The sequence below is a fragment of the Janthinobacterium kumbetense genome, assembly GCF_023703445.1.
Taxonomy (GTDB): domain Bacteria; phylum Pseudomonadota; class Gammaproteobacteria; order Burkholderiales; family Burkholderiaceae_D; genus Janthinobacterium; species Janthinobacterium kumbetense.
The window spans coordinates 241,711-258,174 of sequence record NZ_JAMQGR010000006.1; the positions used below are offsets into that span (position 1 = coordinate 241,711).

Consider the following 16,464-nt stretch of genomic DNA (forward strand, 5'->3'; position numbering starts at 1 on the left):
CTGCTGCGCGGCGAGATTTGCGGCCTCCGATGCTCACTGCCTCGGCGGCCCCGTGCATTCGCACAACTCCGCTTCCCGGCCACAAATCACATCCGCTCGCTACGGTTTGTCAGTCGCTGTTAATGTTTGCCGGTGCTGCCGAAACCGCCAACACCGCGTTCGCTGTCGCCGAATTCCTCGACGACGTTAAAGCCCACTTGCAGCACGGGCACGATAATCAGTTGCGCCAGGCGTTCCATGGGATTGAGCGTGAAAGCGCTCTGGCCCCGGTTCCAGGTCGATACCATCAACTGGCCCTGATAATCGGAGTCGATCAAGCCTACCAGATTCCCCAATACGATGCCGTTTTTGTGGCCCATGCCGCTGCGCGGCAGGATCATGGCCGCATACGACGGGTCGCCGATGTGGATGGCCAGGCCCGTGGGAATGAGCACGGTCTGGCCGGCTTCGATGGTGATCGCCTCGTCGATGCAGGCGCGCAGGTCCAGGCCGGCGCTGCCTTGGGTGGCGTAGGCTGGCAGCATTTCTTTCATGCGGGCGTCGAGGATCTTGATGTCGATATTTTTCATTAATCTAACTAAGCTAAGTCGTGTAAAAGGTTATTTGAGCAGCGAATTCTTGGCCAGCCGCTTCGAGATTTCCGAAATCAGCTGGCGCGCCAGGTTCAGTTTCGAGGCGCGCGGCAGTACGGTATGGCCTTCCTCGTCGAACAGGATGATGGTGTTGTCATCCTGGCCAAACGTGTTCTGGCCGATATTGCCGACCAGCAAGGGGATGCCCTTCTTTTCGCGCTTGGTCGAACCGAATTCCACCAGGTTTTCCGATTCGGCAGCAAAACCGACACAGTACGGATAGCCGGCCAGGTTGGTGCGCGCCGCCACGGTGGCCAGGATGTCGGGATTTTGCGCGAACTGCAGTTCCGGCACGGAGCCGTCGGCCTGCTTTTTCATCTTTTGTTCGCTGGCGTTGGCCACGCGCCAGTCGGCCACGGCGGCCACGGCGACGAAGACATGCTGGCCGTCGACGTGGGCGAGTACCGCGTCGTGCATCTGCTGCGCACTTTGCACGTCGATGCGGCGCACGCCGAAGGGGGCGTCCAGGGCCGTGGGGCCGGAAATGAGCAGCACCTCGGCGCCCGCTTCGCGCGCCGCGCGCGCCACCGCATAGCCCATCTTGCCCGAGGACAGATTGGTGATGCCGCGCACGGGGTCGATGGCTTCGAACGTGGGGCCGGCAGTGACCAGCACGCGCTTGCCCGCCAATACCTTCGGCTGGAAGGCGGCGATCAGCTCCGTCAGCAGCTGTTCCGGTTCCAGCATGCGGCCCAGGCCCACCTCGCCGCACGCCTGTTCGCCGGCGGCAGGGCCAAACAGCTTGACGCCGTCGTCGCGCAGCTGCTGCACATTGCGCTGCGTGGCGGGGTTCTGCCACATTTCCACGTTCATGGCCGGCGCCACCAGCAGGGGCAGGTGGGATGGGCGGGCCAGGCACAGGGTCGACAGCAGGTCGTCGCACACGCCGTGCGCCAGCTTGCGCATGAAGTCGGCCGAACACGGCGCGATCAAAATCGCGTCCGCATGGCGCGTCAAATCGATATGCGCCATGTTGTTGGCGATGCGCGCATCCCACTGGCTCGTGTGCACGGGGTGGCCGGACAGGGCCTGCATCGTGACGGCCGTGATGAAGTGGCTGGCCGCATCCGTCATCACCACTTGCACCGAGGCGCCTGCCTTTGTGAGCGCGCGGCACAATTCCGCTGCCTTGTAGCAGGCGACGCCGCCCGAGAGTCCCAGGACGATTTTTTTGCCGGACAGTTCCATGCCGTTCTCCTGCGTGTTTATTTGTTTACCCGGCGCAGTTCATCGATGATGAACAGGGCCGCGCCGATGCAGATGGCGCTGTCGGCGATATTGAAAGCGGGGAAATGGCCCCAGCTTTTCCAGTGGAAGTCGAGGAAATCGACCACGTGGCCGTACATCAGGCGGTCGATGGCGTTGCCCAGCGCGCCGCCGAGGATCAGCGACAGGGCCCAGCAGAACATGCGCTGGCCGGCGTGCTTTTTCAGCAGGTAGATGATGTAGATGGCGGCCGCCAGGGCGATGCCGGTGAAGAAATAGCGCTGCCAGCCGCCCTGGTCGGACAGGAAGCTGAACGCGGCGCCCTTGTTATACGCGAGCACCAGGTTGAAATACGAGGTGATGACCATTTCCTGCGCATAGCGGAAGGTCTTCAGGATCGTGATCTTGGTGATCTGGTCGAACAGGATGACGATGGCGGCAATGCCCAGCCACAGCGTCAGCGGCGATTGCGGTTTCGATGAAAAACGGTTTTTAGTGGCCATATTTTTCCAGGGAAGATAAAGCCGCCGCCTGGCAGCAGGCGGCGGTTGGACGGATAGCATACAACGGCGGGCAAAATCGTAGCGAGCGGCAGCGATTTGTGGCCGAGAAGCGCAACCGTACTGTAGTACGGTGAGCATCGCAGGCCGCAAATCGCGACGCGCAGCAGATTTTGACGCCGTTGTTTAGGCGAAGCGGCGAACTTCGCCCTTGCCAAACAGGTTGCTGACGCAGCGGCCGCACAGGGTGGCATGCGCGGCGTCCGTGCCCACGTCGCTGCGGTAGTGCCAGCAGCGCTCGCACTTCGGCGCCGTCGACGCGGCCACGACCACTTCCTCGGCCGCTTCGTCGGCCACTTCGGCTACTGTTGCCTGCGAGGTGATGAAGACGAACTTCAAGTCGTCGCCCAGGGTCGTCAACAGCTTGTACTTCATCGGCGCGGCCTTGATCGTCAGCTCCGCCTGCAGCGACGAGCCGATGGCGCCCGAAGTACGCAAGTCTTCCAGCTGCTTCGTCACGTCCGTGCGCACGGCGCGCAGGGCCGTGTATTTCTCCAGCAGGTCGGCCGCATCCGCCACTTCCGGCAGCTGCCACCAGGTTTGCGTGAAGATGGTTTCATCGCTGGCGGCATACGCTTCGCTGCCGGCGAAGACGGCCCACGCTTCCTCGGCCGTGAACGACAGGGCAGGGGCCATCAGGCGCAGCAAGCTTTGCGTGATGTGCCACAGGGCCGTCTGCGCCGAACGGCGCGCGTGCGACGTCAAGCCGGAGGTGTACAGGCGATCCTTCAGGATGTCCAGGTAGAAGCCGCCCAGGTCTTCCGAGCAGTACGTCTGCAGCTTCGACACGACCGGGTGGAATTCGTAGCGCGCGTAGTTGTTCTCGATCTGCGTTTGCAGCGAGGCCATGTTGGCCAGCGCATAGCGGTCGATTTCGAACATCTCGGCCACCGGCACGGCGTCCGTGGCCGGATTGAAGTCCGAGGTGTTCGCCAGCAGGAAGCGCAGGGTGTTGCGGATGCGGCGGTACGATTCCGTCACGCGTTTCAGGATTTCGTCGGAGATCGACAGTTCGCCCGTGTAATCGGTCGAGGCGATCCACAGGCGCAGGATGTCCGCGCCCAGGGTGTCCGAGATCTTTTGCGGCGCCAGCGTGTTACCCAGCGACTTCGACATCTTCTTGCCTTCGCCATCGACCGTGAAGCCGTGCGTCAGCAGGGCCTTGTACGGCGGACGGCCATTGAGCATCGACGACACGAGCAGGGACGAGTGGAACCAGCCGCGATGCTGGTCCGAGCCTTCCAGGTACAGGTCGGCCGGGAATTGCAGCTGCGTCGAGTGCGAACCGTGCGCTTGCGGGCCGCCCAGCACCGTCTGGTGCGTGGCGCCGGAATCGAACCACACGTCCAGCGTGTCCTTGTTCTTCGCGTAGATGGCCGCTTCGTCGCCGATCAGGTCAGCCAGGTCCAGCGCCTGCCAGGCCTCGATGCCGCCTTTTTCGATCAGCTTGGCCACTTGCTCCAGCAGTTCCGGCGTGCGCGGATGCAGGTCGCCCGTTTCCTTGTGCACGATGAAGGCCATCGGCACGCCCCACTGGCGCTGGCGCGACAGGGTCCAGTCGGGACGGTTGGCGATCATGCCGTGCAGGCGCGCCTGGCCCCAGTCCGGGAAGAACTCGGTGTCGGCGATGCCTTTCAAGGCCGTTTCGCGCAAGGTCGCGCCGCCGTCTTTCGGCGTCACGTCCATGCCGGCAAACCACTGCGAGGTGGCGCGGTAGATGATCGGCGTCTTATGGCGCCAGCAATGCATGTAGCTGTGGTCGAACATCTTGACTTCGAACAGCGCACCGGCTTCGCGCAGGGCGTTGCAGATCGGCTTCGACGCTTCCCAGATGGTCATGCCGCCGAACAGGGGCAGGGTCGAGGCGAACTTGCCGTCGCCCATGACGGGCTTGATGATGTCGTCGTCCTTCATGCCGTGCGCCTTGCACGAGATGAAGTCGTCCAGGCCGTAGGCTGGCGCCGAGTGCACCACGCCCGTGCCGCTTTCCGTGGTCACGTATTCGGCCAGGTACAAGGGCGACAGACGGTCATAGAAGGCATCGGCCGCATGCAGCGGGTGGCGGAAGCTGATGCCGGCCAGGGCCGCGCCGTCGCAGGTGGCGATGGTCGTGCCATCGAGCTTGAAGCGCGCCAGGCTGGCGACGACCAGGTCTTGCGCCAGGATCAGCAGCAGCGGCTGGCCATCGCGCTCGGCTTTCACCAGCGCGTATTTGACTTCCGGGTGCACGTTCAGCGCCTGGTTCGACGGGATGGTCCACGGCGTGGTGGTCCAGATGACGATGAAACCGTTATCGGTCGGCAGGGAAGGCAGGCCGAAGGCGGCCGCCAGTTTTTCCGGCTCGGCGAACTTGAATCCGACGTCGATGGCGGGATCGCGTTTTTCCGCGTATTCCACTTCCGCCTCGGCCAGCGCCGACTGGCAGTCGAAGCACCAGTTGACGGGCTTCAAGCCGCGGTACACATAGCCTTTTTCCAGCAGCTTGCCCAGCGCGCGCAATTCGTCCGCTTCATTGCCGTGCGCCATGGTCAGGTACGGGTTGTCCCACTCGCCCAGCACGCCCAGGCGGATGAAATCCTTCTTCTGGCGCTCGACCTGCACATTGGCGTAGGCGCGGGCCTTTTCCAGCACTTCGGCCGTCGGCAGGTTCTTGCCGTGCAGTTTTTCGATCTGGATCTCGATCGGCATGCCGTGGCAATCCCAGCCCGGTACGTACGGCGCGTCGAAGCCGGCCAGCGAGCGCGACTTGACGACCATGTCCTTCAGGATCTTGTTGACGGCGTGGCCCAGGTGGATATCGCCATTCGCGTACGGCGGGCCGTCATGCAGGATGAATTTCGGACGGCCGGCGGCAGCCTTGCGCACGCGCTCGTAGATTTTCTTGTCTTGCCATTGCTGTACCCATTGCGGCTCGCGCTTGGCCATGTCGCCGCGCATCGGGAACGGGGTTTCCGTCATGTTGACCGGGTATTTGCTTTCAGGCTTCTTGTTCTGCTTGGGCGTGGCTGGCTTGTTTTGATCGGACATAATCTTCTTTAATGGTATGGAGTATATTTTTGCAGCGGGTTTGCGACGGCAAGTGCCGCCAGGCGGCGGAGTTGGCCGGCGTCAAATTCGGTCGGTGGCGGTAATGGCGCCGCTGCGCTGCTCAAAATAGGCGCGCGCCTGGTTCGAGTCGCGCTCGATGGCGGCCGTCAGGGTGGGCAAGTCGTCGTACTTTTCTTCGTCGCGCAGCTTTTCCAGGAATTCCACGCGCACCAGCTTGCCGTAGCAGGATTGATTGAAATCAAACAGATGCACTTCCAGCAAGACGCGGCCGCTGTCGTCGACGGTGGGGCGCACGCCGAGGCTGGCCACGGCCGGCAGCGGCTGCGGCGCCAGGCCGTGCACTTGCACGATGAAGACGCCGGACAGGGCGGGACGGTGCGCCACGCGCAGGTTCAGGGTGGGAAAACCGAGGGTGCGGCCCAGTTTCTGGCCGTGGATGACATGGCCGGAAATGGCGTACGGATGGCCCAGCAGCTGCGTGGCCAGCGGGAAATCGCCGGCGGCCAGCGCCAGGCGCACGGCGGACGACGAGATGCGCGTGCTGCCGTTCATCACGGTAGGCAATGTTTCTACATGGAAACCATATTTGCGGCCCGCTTCCTGCAGCATGGCCACGTCGCCGGCGCGCCGGGCGCCATAGCAAAAGTCGTCGCCGACCATCAGCCATTTCACGTGCAAGCCGTCGACGAGGACTTTTTCCGTGAATTCCTGCGGCGTCAAGGCGGCGAACTGGGCGCTGAAGTGCTCGACGACGACACGGTCGATGCCGGCGTCATCCAGCGATTGCAGCTTGTCGCGCAAGTTGGCGATGCGCTGCGGGGCCTTGGACAGGTCGCCCGCGCGCTGCGCGAAGAATTCGCGCGGGTGCGGTTCGAACGTCATCACGGCCGCTTCAATGCCGAGTTCGGTCGCCGCGCCGCGCACGCGCGCCAGCAAGGCTTGATGGCCGATGTGGACACCGTCAAAATTGCCGATGGTCAGAGCGCAAGGCGCTCGTGCCTGGGCATTGGGAAGTCCGCGGAATACCTTCATAGGAATCTGATGAAAAACTGTGCCAAAAGGGGGATTATACGGACTGTTTCGGGGATGCACACCCGGCAGGGTGGACGCAGGGCGAATTTCACTGCTGAAATGATAAAAAGCGTTGCCGGCGGGTATGCTGGCAACGCTTTAGTATTGATTCAATGCACTCTCAACGTCGAAGCCAAGCGTAGCGAGCGGCAGTGATTTGTTGCCGAGAAGCGCAACCGTACTGTAGTACGGTGAGCATCACAGGCTGCAAAGCGCGACGCGCAGTAGCTTGGGTTCGATGTTAATTACTTATTCATCAAGGTCCAGTAGCGGGCCAGGTCAGCCGCGCCATCCGTGCCCTTGACGGCTTTGAGTGCCGTCGTGGCGTTGGACTTCTTGCCGGCGTGGATGTAGGCGATGCCCAGATGCAGCTTGGCTTCTTCCGCATACTTGGCGGTGCCCAGTTTCACGGCGTCGTTCATCAAGCCCAGACCCTTTTCGGCCTGGCCATCGTAGACCAGGGCGAAGCCCAGCTTGCTCAAGCTGTCGGCGTCCTTGTTCTTGGTGTATTCCGCTTCCGACTTGGCCGCGTTGGCTTTCAGGTCAGCCTGGGTTTTCAGGGCCAGGTCTTTCAGACGCTGGTGACGTGGCGCATCGGCGCCGGTACCCAGCACGCCTTTCTTGTAGCCTTGCTCGATGATGCTCAGCGCTTCGCCAGGATTGCCTGCTTGCAGGGCCAGCTGGCTGATTTCCATGTATTCGGAAGGTTTGCTGAACAGGCCGTTGGCCAGGCGCAGGCGCTGGACATCCAGGCCCAGGCGTTGCGAGAAGCCAGGTTTGCCCGAAACGCGGTTCAGCAGGTCGGCCCAGTAGCTGGTTTTCGGATAGCTCGATGCCAGTTTTTCCAGGGTGGCAACGTAGCCGCCCTTGTCGTTTTGCTTCAACTGGATGTTGGCCAGCATTTGCAGGCTCGCTTCCGAGTTGCCGCCACGCGCTTGCAGTTCTTTTGCCGCTTCGGCGAAGTTGCCGCTGACGTAGTAGGTCTGGATCAGCAGTTCGCGCATCTGTGGATCTTCGCGGTCTTTCAGCGAGCGTTTGATCCAGGTGATGGTGTTTGGCCAATCCTTGGCGCGGTAGTACATGCCTGCCAGCGCTTGTGTGAATTTGGGGGCTTCGGCGGCGCTCAGGCGGCCGGAATTGATGACGGCTTCAAAAGCCTTGATGGCGGTGCCGTTGTCGCCAGCGGCGGCGGCAGCCGAGGCGCGCACGCGTTCGATCTGGTAGCTTTCAAAGGCGGTCTTGCCGCCGACGCTGTCAGCTTCGCGCAGCTTGGCCAGTGCTTCCTTGTTTTTGCCGCTGCCAGCGAGTTTTTGCGCTTCTTGCAATGGCTTGCCCACTTCGGCACGCACGGTGTCCGCGGCATATGCCAGCGAGCCCAGGCCGATTACGGGAGTTGCTGCGGTAAAACCGATAGCGGCCATGACGAGGCCGAGATGAGCGAGACGAAACTTGGACATGAGAAAGTCTTTCAGTAAAAAGCGAATAGGCAGGAAGTCCTGCCTATTCGGATGTAAAGATAACCTGATTGCTGCAGCTTACTGGAATTGCTCGTTGCCGACCAGACCGATTTTGGTCACGCCCAGACGCTGCGCCGACGCCATCACACCGGCGACGACTTTGTATTCCACCAGCTTGTTAGGACGCAGATGCACTTCTGGCTGATCTGCTTGCGCAGCAACGTTGCTCAGCTTGGCTTCCAGCGTATTACGATCAGGTACGACCTGATTGTCCCACAAGATAGTGCCATCAAAATCGACATCGATCGTGACGACCACTGGTTCGGTTGTCGGTGGCGGCGGGGTGCCGACCGGCATGTTCAGGTTCACCGAGTGGTTTTGCTTAGGAATCGTGATGATCAACATGATAATCAGCACCAGCATCACGTCGATGAGGGGCGTCATGTTCAGTTCCATCATTGGTTCCGGATCCGCGCCTGCTGCGCTTCCCGAACCGACATTCATACTCATAGTGTTTCCTTTAAGAAGTCCAACGAAGCACCGGGCGAAACTGCCGCCCGGCAAGCTTCCTTCAGTGGCGCCCCCATGTTGCCGGGACGCCGCTGTCAGTCGCTATCAGCCCTTGTCAGGTGGTTCGGTGATGAAGCCGACCTTCTGGATCCCGGCACGTTGGGTCGTGTAAATAACCCGGCCGATCGATTCGTAGCGTGTTTCTTGGTCGCCACGAACGTGTACTTCCGGCTGCGGTACTTTCACTGCTTCAACTTTAAGATAATCGAACAATTCGTTCGTGTCTCTCAGTCTGGTCTGGCCCAGGTAAATCTCGCCATCCTTGTTAACAACGATGTTAACGTTTTGCGGCTTGGTTTGAAGGGCTTGGTTGGCCTCGATCGGCAGATCGATTTTCTGCAGCTTGAGGACAACCGGACTGGTGATCAAGAAAATGATCAGCAAAACCAACATGATGTCGACGAGCGGCGTCGTGTTGATTTCTGACATTACTTGATCTTGATCTCCGCTGTCGGAGCCGACGGACATCGACATGACTTATCCGATCTTTTTAGCGCCGGCAGCACGGCCAGCTTCGCTGGTGGACATTACGCCGGAAACCAGAACCGAGTGAACGTCGGCGCTGAACGAGCGGATGTCTTCCATTGCGGTTTTGTTACGACGAACCAACCAGTTGTAACCCAGAACGGCAGGAACAGCGACCAGCAGACCGAAAGCGGTCATGATCAGTGCTTCACCAACTGGACCTGCAACTTTGTCGATCGATGCGTTACCGGTCATGCCGATAGCGGTCAGTGCGTTGTAGATACCCCAAACGGTACCGAACAGACCGATAAACGGTGCGGTCGAACCAACGGTTGCCAGGAACGACAGGCCATCTTGCAGACGCGATTGGACTTTGTCCGAAGCGCGCTGGATCGACATCGTCACCCAGGTCGACAGATCGATTTGTTCCAGCAGGGCGCCGTCATGGTGAGCGGTTGCCTTGGTGCCCGATTCAGCGATGAAGCGGAATGGCGAACCTTCTTCCAGGGTTGCCGAACCAGCAGCGATCGAAGGAGCTTTCCAGAATTTGGCAGCAGCTTCTTTAGCTTGCTTGAAGATCTTCATTTGATCGATCAGCTTGGTGATGATGATGTACCAGGTACCGATCGACATGATGACCATGATGATCAGGGTGGCGCGTGGCACGAAGCCGCCGTCCCACACTGCTTGCAGGCCGAACGGGTTGTGTACTTCTTCGGTTTTGGCTGGAGCGGCTGCATCAGCGGCTGGAGCTGCTGCTGCGTCTGCTGCTGGAGCGGCGGCATCTGCAGCAACTGGTGCTGGTGCAGCGTCTGCCGCAGGAGCCGAAGCGGCAGCCGATGCTGGCGCGTCAGCGAATGCCGGAGCTGCTACCAGAGCGGTAGTAGCGGTAACGGACAACAGAACCGCGGCAAAAAATGCGGACAAACGGGTATTCTTAAACATGCTTCCTCCAAAATTAAAAATAACAGATCGCTGAACGTAATGACAACGAAATCATAGTGTGAGACAGGGGATAACTGTCTCGGGTTTTAATCCAGCGACCAAACGTATTGCATTTGCTGCCAGCCTTGTTCCGGCTTGCCGTCAACTGTTGCCGGCTTAAATGTACAGCGGCTGATACCTTGCACCGCGGCTTTGTCCAGGTCCCTGAAGCCGCTGGACTTCACGATCTTCGAATCAGCGACCTTGCCGTCTACACCGATCAGGAACGACAGTGTCACCACACCGGTTTCCTCGTTACGCTGCGACGACTTTGGATAAGCCGGTTTTTCGCAGACGCTGAAGTCAACCACGGCCGGCGTACGCACCGATTTGGCTGGTCCAGGAGTTGGCGCAGGCTGTGCAGGCGGCGATGGCGGTGCCAATACATTCGTGGCTGGCTTCACGGCAGTCGCATTTGCAATCACGTTCTGCTGTGGTGGCGGCTGCTGCACGTTCACCTCGACTGGCGGAATGAATGGCGGCGGTGGTGCCTTCATTTCTGGCGGCGGTGGTGGCGGTGGAAGATCCTTCGGTGGAGGCGGTTTGACTTCCTCGATAATCTTGGTTTCAACCGGTTCCATCATTTTGGTGACCAACCGCTTGCCCAAGCCCGTCACGATCCCGTAAGCCGCGAGAACGTGCAGCAGGACAACGATAGTGATGCCTGTGTAGTTCTTGGGACTTTTCTCGTTCGAAAAATTCATGCCTGCTTTCTCCAAATACCATCTCTTGTCTTGCAACTGAACCCCAAAATGACGACACAAAGCTCCAGCCGTATCCGGGACGTCGCCGAATTATACATACGAATTCTTTATTTTACACAGATTTTTAACGCCTAAAACCGGTTAAATTTTTGGCGCTTTTGCGCCCTGAAAACGTACTTGCTTATGTCATCTTTGCACGCTTTCGGACATAAAAAAAGGCGGTCTTATCGGTTTTTTACAGCCGTTTTGGGCGACCGCTGCTAAGTTCTCCGATGTGTCGATCTGGCGGAATTATATTTCGTGATATCCAATATGGAAACTGCTAAATTTGGAGAAAAATATTTCTTTTGGGAAATGTTTTGCCTCGGAACCAGACCACTTAGCCCGTCGCGCGCACCAAACGGGTGCGGAACGCACTTCACCCAGGTCAAAAAAGGCGCTCCTGACAGCCGTTTCGAGGCCGTCAGGCCATACTGAATTCCTATATAGGCATAGGAAGCGCTTATATTCTTGCTATTGATTATTATCAACAAATCATTTCATGGCTTGGCAACCGGGTCATCGCGCCGGTTGCGCTTCTCGCGCCGGCAATTCAAGGTGCCCAGCACCGCCCCCTGTGGGTCGACCGTATCGAGGTGCACATCGAAGCCCCACAGCCGTGCCACGTGCTTGAGCACCTCGGCAGCCTGCTGGTTCAGCGGGCGGCGCTGGAATTGCGTGTGGCGCAGGGTCAGGGCGCGGTCGTCGCGCGTGTTGACGGACCAGACCTGGATATTCGGCTCGCGGTTGCCCAGGTTGTACTGTTCCGCCAGTTGCTGGCGCACGTAGCGGTAGCCGGCATCGTCGTGGATGGCGGAAATGGCCAGTTTTTCATTCTTGTCGTCGTCGAGCACCGTAAAGAAGTGGAATTCGCGGATCAGCCGCGGCGACAGGTACTGGGCGATGAAGCTTTCATCCTTGAAATTGCGCATGGCAAAGTCCAGGCTCTTGCGCCAGTCGCTGCCGGCCATGTCGGGGAACCAGGCGCGGTCTTCGTCGGTCGGGTGCTCGCAGATGCGGCGGATGTCGCTCATCATGGCAAAACCCAGCGCATACGGGTTGATGCCGCTGTAATACGGGCTGTCGATGGGCGGCTGGTAGACCACGTTGGTATGGCTTTTCAGAAATTCCATCATGAAGCCGTCGCCCACCACGCCTTCGTCATACAGCTGGTTCAATATCGTGTAGTGCCAGAAGGTGGCCCAGCCCTCGTTCATGACCTGGGTTTGCCGCTGCGGATAGAAGTACTGGGAAATCTTGCGCACGATGCGCACCATCTCGCGCTGCCACGGTTCCAGCAGCGGCGCATACTTTTCGATGAAGTACAGCAGGTTTTCCTCGGGTTCGGGCGGAAAGCGGGGCGCGGCCTTGCGCTGGTCTTCCTCTTCCTCCTCATCCTCGCGGCGGGGCAGGGTGCGCCACAGCTGGTTGATCTGCGACTGCACATAGGCTTCGCGCTCTTTCTGGCGCGCATATTCCTTCGCCATCGACAGTTTCGCCGGGCGCTTGTAGCGGTCCACGCCATAGTTCTGGATGGCATGGCACGAGTCGAGCAGCAATTCCACGGCGTCGACGCCATGGCGCTGTTCGCATTCGGCGATGTAATTCTTGGCAAACACCATATAGTCGATGATGGCGTCCGCATCCGTCCAGGCGCGGAACAGGTAATTGCCTTTAAAAAAGGAGTTGTGGCCGTACGCCGCATGCGCGATCACCAGCGATTGCATGGTCAGGCTGTTTTCCTCCATTAAATAGGCGATGCACGGGTTCGAGTTGATGACGATCTCGTAGGCCAGGCCCATCTGCCCCCGCTTGTAGCTTTTCTCGGTCGATAAAAAATGCTTGCCGAATGACCAATGGTTGTAGGAAACGGGCATGCCGACCGAGGTGTAGGCATCCATCATCTGCTCGGCCGTGATGATTTCCAGCTGGTTCGGATAGGTGTCGAGGCCAAACTGTTTCGCCACGCGGCGGATTTCCTCGTGGATTTGCTCGATCAGTTCGAACGTCCATTCCGACTGTTCGGGCAGGGCGTTCGGGTGGCGCAGGCGCGCGAACGGTTCGCCCGGAGTGTTGCTGGCGCGGTCAAAGGCTGCACTCATCATTTCACCTGTTTCTTGAACAGTTCGCGGAAGACCGGGTAGATATCGGCCGGCGTGACGATCTTTTGCATGGCGAAATGGGCGTGATGGTCGAGCACGCCCGCGTATTGCTCCCACAGGTTTTGCTGCGGGCCGTCCGTGATCTCGACATAGGTGTAGTACTGCACCTTGGGCATGATGGTATTAATAAGCAATTGCCGGCACAGCACGGAATCGTTGTCCCAGTTGTCGCCGTCGGATGCCTGCGCCACATAGCTGTTCCATTGTCCGGCGCCATAGCGTTCGTCGATGATGGTGTTGAGCAAGTGCAGCGCGGACGATACGACGGTGCCGCCCGACTCGCGCGAATTGAAGAATTCATGCTCGTCCACTTCGGCCGCCGCCGTATGGTGGCGGATGAAGACGACCTCGATCTTGTCGTAGGCGCGCTTGAGGAACAGATATAACAGGATGAAGAAGCGCTTGGCCGTGTCCTTGCGCGACTCGTCCATGGAGCCGGACACGTCCATGATGCAGAACATGACGGCTTGCGTCATCGGCTTGGGCACCTTGATGCGGTTGCTGTAGCGCAAGTCGAACGGGTCGATGAAGGGGATGGCCAGCAGGCGCGTGTGCAGGTGGTGGATCAAACGGCGCAGTTCCGTGACGAGCGGGTCGCTGTCGGGCGCGCCTTCGTGCAGCAGTTCGGCCAGGTCTTCCTCGGCCTGCGCCAGTTGCTTGCGGGCGCCGCCGCCGACGGCGATGCGCCGCCCCAGCGCGCCGCGCAGGGAGCGCAGCACGTGGATGTTCGATGGCGTGCCCGACATATTGTAGCCGGCGCGCTGGTTCTTGAATTCCGTGGTGGCCGTCAGCTGGGTTTTCACCATGTGCGGCAATTCCAGGTCTTCGAAGAAGTAATTCATGAATTCTTCGCGCGACAATTCGAAGATGAAGTCGTCTTCCGTCGTTTCGTCGCTATTGCCCGCCTTGCCCCGCCCGGCGCCACCGCCGCCTTTCGGCCGCGCGATCTGGTCGCCTTTCAGGTATTCCTTGTTGCCGGGATTGACCACTTCCCATACGCCGCCATGCGCGTGGCCGAACGACGGTTCGCCCACGTCCTTGACGGGGATGCTGACCTTCTCGCCATTCTCGACGTCCGTGATCGAGCGCCCCTTGATGGCGCGCCCCACGGCATCCTTGATCTGGCCCTTGTAACGCCGCAGGAAACGCTCGCGGTTGACGGCGGATTTATTCTTGCTTTGCAAGCGCCTGTCGATGAGATATGTCAAAGGGTGCCTCCTTGCTTCTCGTCTTGCGCGCCCCGCCTGCCCTCGGGCGGGAGCGCGCCTCCGCTGTCCGCGCTAGGATGACTTGCGCACGCGCAAGTACCATTCGCATAACAGGCGTACCTGCTTGGCCGTATAGCCTTTTTCCACCATGCGGGCCACGAAGTCGGCGTGCTTGTTGGCATCGTCGGCGCTGGCCTTGGCATTGAAGGAAATCACGGGCAGCAATTCCTCCGTATTTGAAAACATTTTCTTTTCAATGACGGTGCGGAACTTTTCATAACTGGTCCAGGCGGGATTCTTGCCGCCGTTCGAGGCCCGCGCGCGCAAGCCGAAGTTCACGATTTCATTGCGGAAATCCTTCGGATTGGAAATGCCCGCCGGTTTCTCGATCTTCTCGAGTTCATTGTTCAGCGATTCTCGGTCGAAGCTTTCGCCCGTGTCCGGATCGCGGTATTCCTGGTCCTGTATCCAGAAATCGGCAAACGTCACGTAGCGGTCGAAGATGTTCTGCCCGTATTCCGAATAGCTTTCCAGGTAAGCCGTCTGGATCTCCTTGCCGATGAATTCCACGTAGCGCTGCGCCAGGTGCTCTTTTATATAGGAGAAGTAGCGCTGCTCCAGTTCCGGCGCGAACTGCTCGCGCTCGACCTGCTGCTCCAGTACATATAATAGATGCACGGGATTGGCAGCCACTTCGGAATTGTCAAAGTTGAACACTTTTGACAGGATCTTGAAGGCAAAGCGCGTCGACAAGCCGTTCATGCCTTCGTCCACGCCCGCGTAATCGACGTATTCGTGCATGGACTTGGCTTTCGGGTCCGTATCCTTGAGGTTTTCGCCATCGTAGACGAGCATCTTCGAGAAGATGCTGGAGTTTTCCGGGTCTTTCAGGCGCGACAGGATGGCGAACTGCGCCATCATGCGCAGGGTGCCGGGCGCGCACGGGGCCTTGACCAGCGAGGAATTGGCCACCAGCTTGTCGTAGATCTTGATTTCATCGGAGACGCGCAGGCAATACGGCACCTTGACTATATAGATACGGTCAAGAAACGCCTCGTTGTTGCGGTTGTTCTTGAACGTCTTCCATTCCGACTCGTTCGAGTGGGCCAGGATGATGCCGTCGAACGGAATCGCGCCGAAGCCTTCCGTGCCCTTGTAGTTGCCTTCCTGCGTGGCCGTCAGCAGCGGATGCAGGACCTTGATGGGCGCCTTGAACATTTCCACGAATTCCATCAAGCCCTGGTTGGCCAGGCACAGGCCGCCCGAATAGCTGTAGGCGTCCGGATCGTCCTGCGCATAGTCTTCCAGCTTGCGGATGTCGACCTTGCCCACCAGCGAGGAAATATCCTGGTTGTTTTCGTCGCCCGGCTCCGTTTTCGAAATGGCGATCTGTTTCAGCACGGATGGATAGCGCTTGACGACGCGGAACTGGTTGATATCGCCATTGTATTCATGCAGGCGTTTCACGGCCCACGGGCTGGGGATGTTGCGCAGGTAGCGGCGCGGGATGCCGTAATCCTCTTCCAGGATGGTGCCGTCCTCTTCCTCGTTGAACAGGCCCAGCGGCGACTCATTGACGGGCGAACCTTTCAGGCAATAGAAGGGCACGTGTTCCATCAGCGACTTGAGTTTTTCCGCGATGGACGACTTGCCGCCGCCGACGGGCCCCAGCAGATACAGGATCTGCTTGCGCTCTTCCAGGCCTTGCGCCGCGTGGCGGAAGTACGAGACGACTTGCTCGATCACCTCCTCGGTGCCGTAGAACTCGCGGAAGGCGGGGTAGATCTTGATGATCTTGTTGGCGAAGATGCGCGACAAGCGCGTGTCGTTGCGCGTGTCGACCAGCTGCGGCTCGCCGATGGCGGCCAGCATGCGTTCGGGCGCGCTGGCGTACGTCAGCTTGTCCTTCTTGCACAGGGCCAGGTAGTCGGTGAGCGACATTTCCTCTTCGCGGGTGCGCTCGTAGCGTGCTGCATAGTTATCAAAAATGGTCATGTCAATGTCCTTTAATGTAAACCCGTACTGCCAGTCACCATGGCCGCCCGCCTGGCACTCGCCTGGGCTTGCCGCTTGAACTTTTCCTGTACCCCGTATCGATTTTTATTGTTGTTTCAAGCCCGGCTGTCTTTGCGAGTCCGGATTGCCCGGACCAAAAAACTGGCGCTTGATGCCGTGTGCTGACGTGGCCAGCCGGCTTTTTTTTCACTGTTGATAGCGCTTGCTGCACCTACCATTACCCCATGAAATTTATTATTGCTCTAAAGGATCAGGAAGTCAAAAGATATGTCGGCATATCCTTAATACTTGTTTGTAAATTGTTGATTTAATTGGATAAATCATCAAATTTTTCATCGGTTC

Annotated in this window: 13 protein-coding genes; all 13 read right to left on the reverse strand. The window is 59.2% G+C overall.

Going from position 1 to position 16,464, the window contains the following annotated elements; all coding sequences use genetic code 11:
* Nucleotides 1-119: 119 nt before the first annotated feature.
* Entirely contained in the window at nucleotides 120-569 is a 450-nt protein-coding gene (dut, locus tag NCG91_RS18170) for a dUTP diphosphatase (protein WP_251350695.1), read from the reverse strand.
* Between the two features lie 30 nt (nucleotides 570-599).
* Nucleotides 600-1,820 carry a bifunctional phosphopantothenoylcysteine decarboxylase/phosphopantothenate--cysteine ligase CoaBC gene (gene coaBC, locus NCG91_RS18175; protein WP_251350696.1) on the reverse strand — a complete coding sequence of 407 codons (1,221 nt, stop codon included), beginning with the start codon at nucleotides 1,818-1,820 and terminating at the stop codon, nucleotides 600-602.
* Nucleotides 1,821-1,837: 17 nt separating this feature from the next.
* A complete protein-coding gene (gene lspA / locus NCG91_RS18180) occupies nucleotides 1,838-2,341 on the reverse strand; it encodes a signal peptidase II (protein ID WP_077407922.1) in 504 nt (167 codons plus the stop codon).
* Nucleotides 2,342-2,524: 183 nt separating this feature from the next.
* Nucleotides 2,525-5,425, reverse strand: a complete 2,901-nt coding sequence (gene ileS / locus NCG91_RS18185) for an isoleucine--tRNA ligase (protein ID WP_099666825.1) — start codon at nucleotides 5,423-5,425, stop codon at nucleotides 2,525-2,527.
* 81 nt (nucleotides 5,426-5,506) lie between these two features.
* Nucleotides 5,507-6,478, reverse strand: a complete 972-nt coding sequence (locus NCG91_RS18190; protein WP_077407919.1) for a bifunctional riboflavin kinase/FAD synthetase — start codon at nucleotides 6,476-6,478, stop codon at nucleotides 5,507-5,509.
* Between the two features lie 284 nt (nucleotides 6,479-6,762).
* Complete coding sequence (locus NCG91_RS18195; RefSeq protein ID WP_099666826.1) at nucleotides 6,763-7,974, reverse strand: tetratricopeptide repeat protein; 1,212 nt, start codon at nucleotides 7,972-7,974, stop codon at nucleotides 6,763-6,765.
* 78 nt (nucleotides 7,975-8,052) lie between these two features.
* The gene (locus NCG91_RS18200) at nucleotides 8,053-8,484 is read right to left on the reverse strand and encodes an ExbD/TolR family protein (protein ID WP_170840419.1); all 432 of its coding nucleotides are present in this window, start codon (nucleotides 8,482-8,484) and stop codon (nucleotides 8,053-8,055) included.
* A gap of 105 nt (nucleotides 8,485-8,589) precedes the next feature.
* Nucleotides 8,590-9,018, reverse strand: a complete 429-nt coding sequence (locus NCG91_RS18205; RefSeq protein ID WP_077407915.1) for an ExbD/TolR family protein — start codon at nucleotides 9,016-9,018, stop codon at nucleotides 8,590-8,592.
* A 3-nt stretch (nucleotides 9,019-9,021) separates the two neighbouring features.
* Entirely contained in the window at nucleotides 9,022-9,954 is a 933-nt protein-coding gene (locus tag NCG91_RS18210; protein ID WP_199534342.1) for a MotA/TolQ/ExbB proton channel family protein, read from the reverse strand.
* A gap of 86 nt (nucleotides 9,955-10,040) precedes the next feature.
* Nucleotides 10,041-10,697, reverse strand: a complete 657-nt coding sequence (locus tag NCG91_RS18215; protein WP_099377981.1) for an energy transducer TonB — start codon at nucleotides 10,695-10,697, stop codon at nucleotides 10,041-10,043.
* Between the two features lie 539 nt (nucleotides 10,698-11,236).
* Nucleotides 11,237-12,838, reverse strand: a complete 1,602-nt coding sequence (locus NCG91_RS18220; protein ID WP_099666828.1) for a SpoVR family protein — start codon at nucleotides 12,836-12,838, stop codon at nucleotides 11,237-11,239.
* Nucleotides 12,838-14,106 (reverse strand): YeaH/YhbH family protein, encoded by a 1,269-nt coding sequence (locus tag NCG91_RS18225; RefSeq protein WP_077407911.1) that lies wholly within the window; start codon nucleotides 14,104-14,106, stop codon nucleotides 12,838-12,840. Before NCG91_RS18225 ends, NCG91_RS18220 begins: the two co-directional genes overlap by 1 nt.
* A 72-nt stretch (nucleotides 14,107-14,178) precedes the next feature.
* Nucleotides 14,179-16,101: a PrkA family serine protein kinase gene (locus NCG91_RS18230; RefSeq protein ID WP_099666829.1), complete on the reverse strand. Its 1,923-nt coding sequence runs from the start codon at nucleotides 16,099-16,101 to the stop codon at nucleotides 14,179-14,181.
* Between the last annotated feature and the right edge of the window lie 363 nt (nucleotides 16,102-16,464).

Coding starts and splice junctions, on each gene's coding strand:
- lspA (WP_077407922.1), bottom strand. CDS start 2,341: ATGGCCACTAAAAACCGTTTTTCATCGAAACCGCAATCGCCGCTGACG.
- NCG91_RS18230 (WP_099666829.1), bottom strand. CDS start 16,101: ATGACCATTTTTGATAACTATGCAGCACGCTACGAGCGCACCCGCGAA.
- NCG91_RS18210 (WP_199534342.1), bottom strand. CDS start 9,954: ATGTTTAAGAATACCCGTTTGTCCGCATTTTTTGCCGCGGTTCTGTTG.
- NCG91_RS18190 (WP_077407919.1), bottom strand. CDS start 6,478: ATGAAGGTATTCCGCGGACTTCCCAATGCCCAGGCACGAGCGCCTTGC.
- coaBC (WP_251350696.1), bottom strand. CDS start 1,820: ATGGAACTGTCCGGCAAAAAAATCGTCCTGGGACTCTCGGGCGGCGTC.
- dut (WP_251350695.1), bottom strand. CDS start 569: ATGAAAAATATCGACATCAAGATCCTCGACGCCCGCATGAAAGAAATG.
- NCG91_RS18215 (WP_099377981.1), bottom strand. CDS start 10,697: ATGAATTTTTCGAACGAGAAAAGTCCCAAGAACTACACAGGCATCACT.
- ileS (WP_099666825.1), bottom strand. CDS start 5,425: ATGTCCGATCAAAACAAGCCAGCCACGCCCAAGCAGAACAAGAAGCCT.
- NCG91_RS18200 (WP_170840419.1), bottom strand. CDS start 8,484: ATGAGTATGAATGTCGGTTCGGGAAGCGCAGCAGGCGCGGATCCGGAA.
- NCG91_RS18195 (WP_099666826.1), bottom strand. CDS start 7,974: ATGTCCAAGTTTCGTCTCGCTCATCTCGGCCTCGTCATGGCCGCTATC.
- NCG91_RS18220 (WP_099666828.1), bottom strand. CDS start 12,838: ATGAGTGCAGCCTTTGACCGCGCCAGCAACACTCCGGGCGAACCGTTC.
- NCG91_RS18205 (WP_077407915.1), bottom strand. CDS start 9,018: ATGTCGATGTCCGTCGGCTCCGACAGCGGAGATCAAGATCAAGTAATG.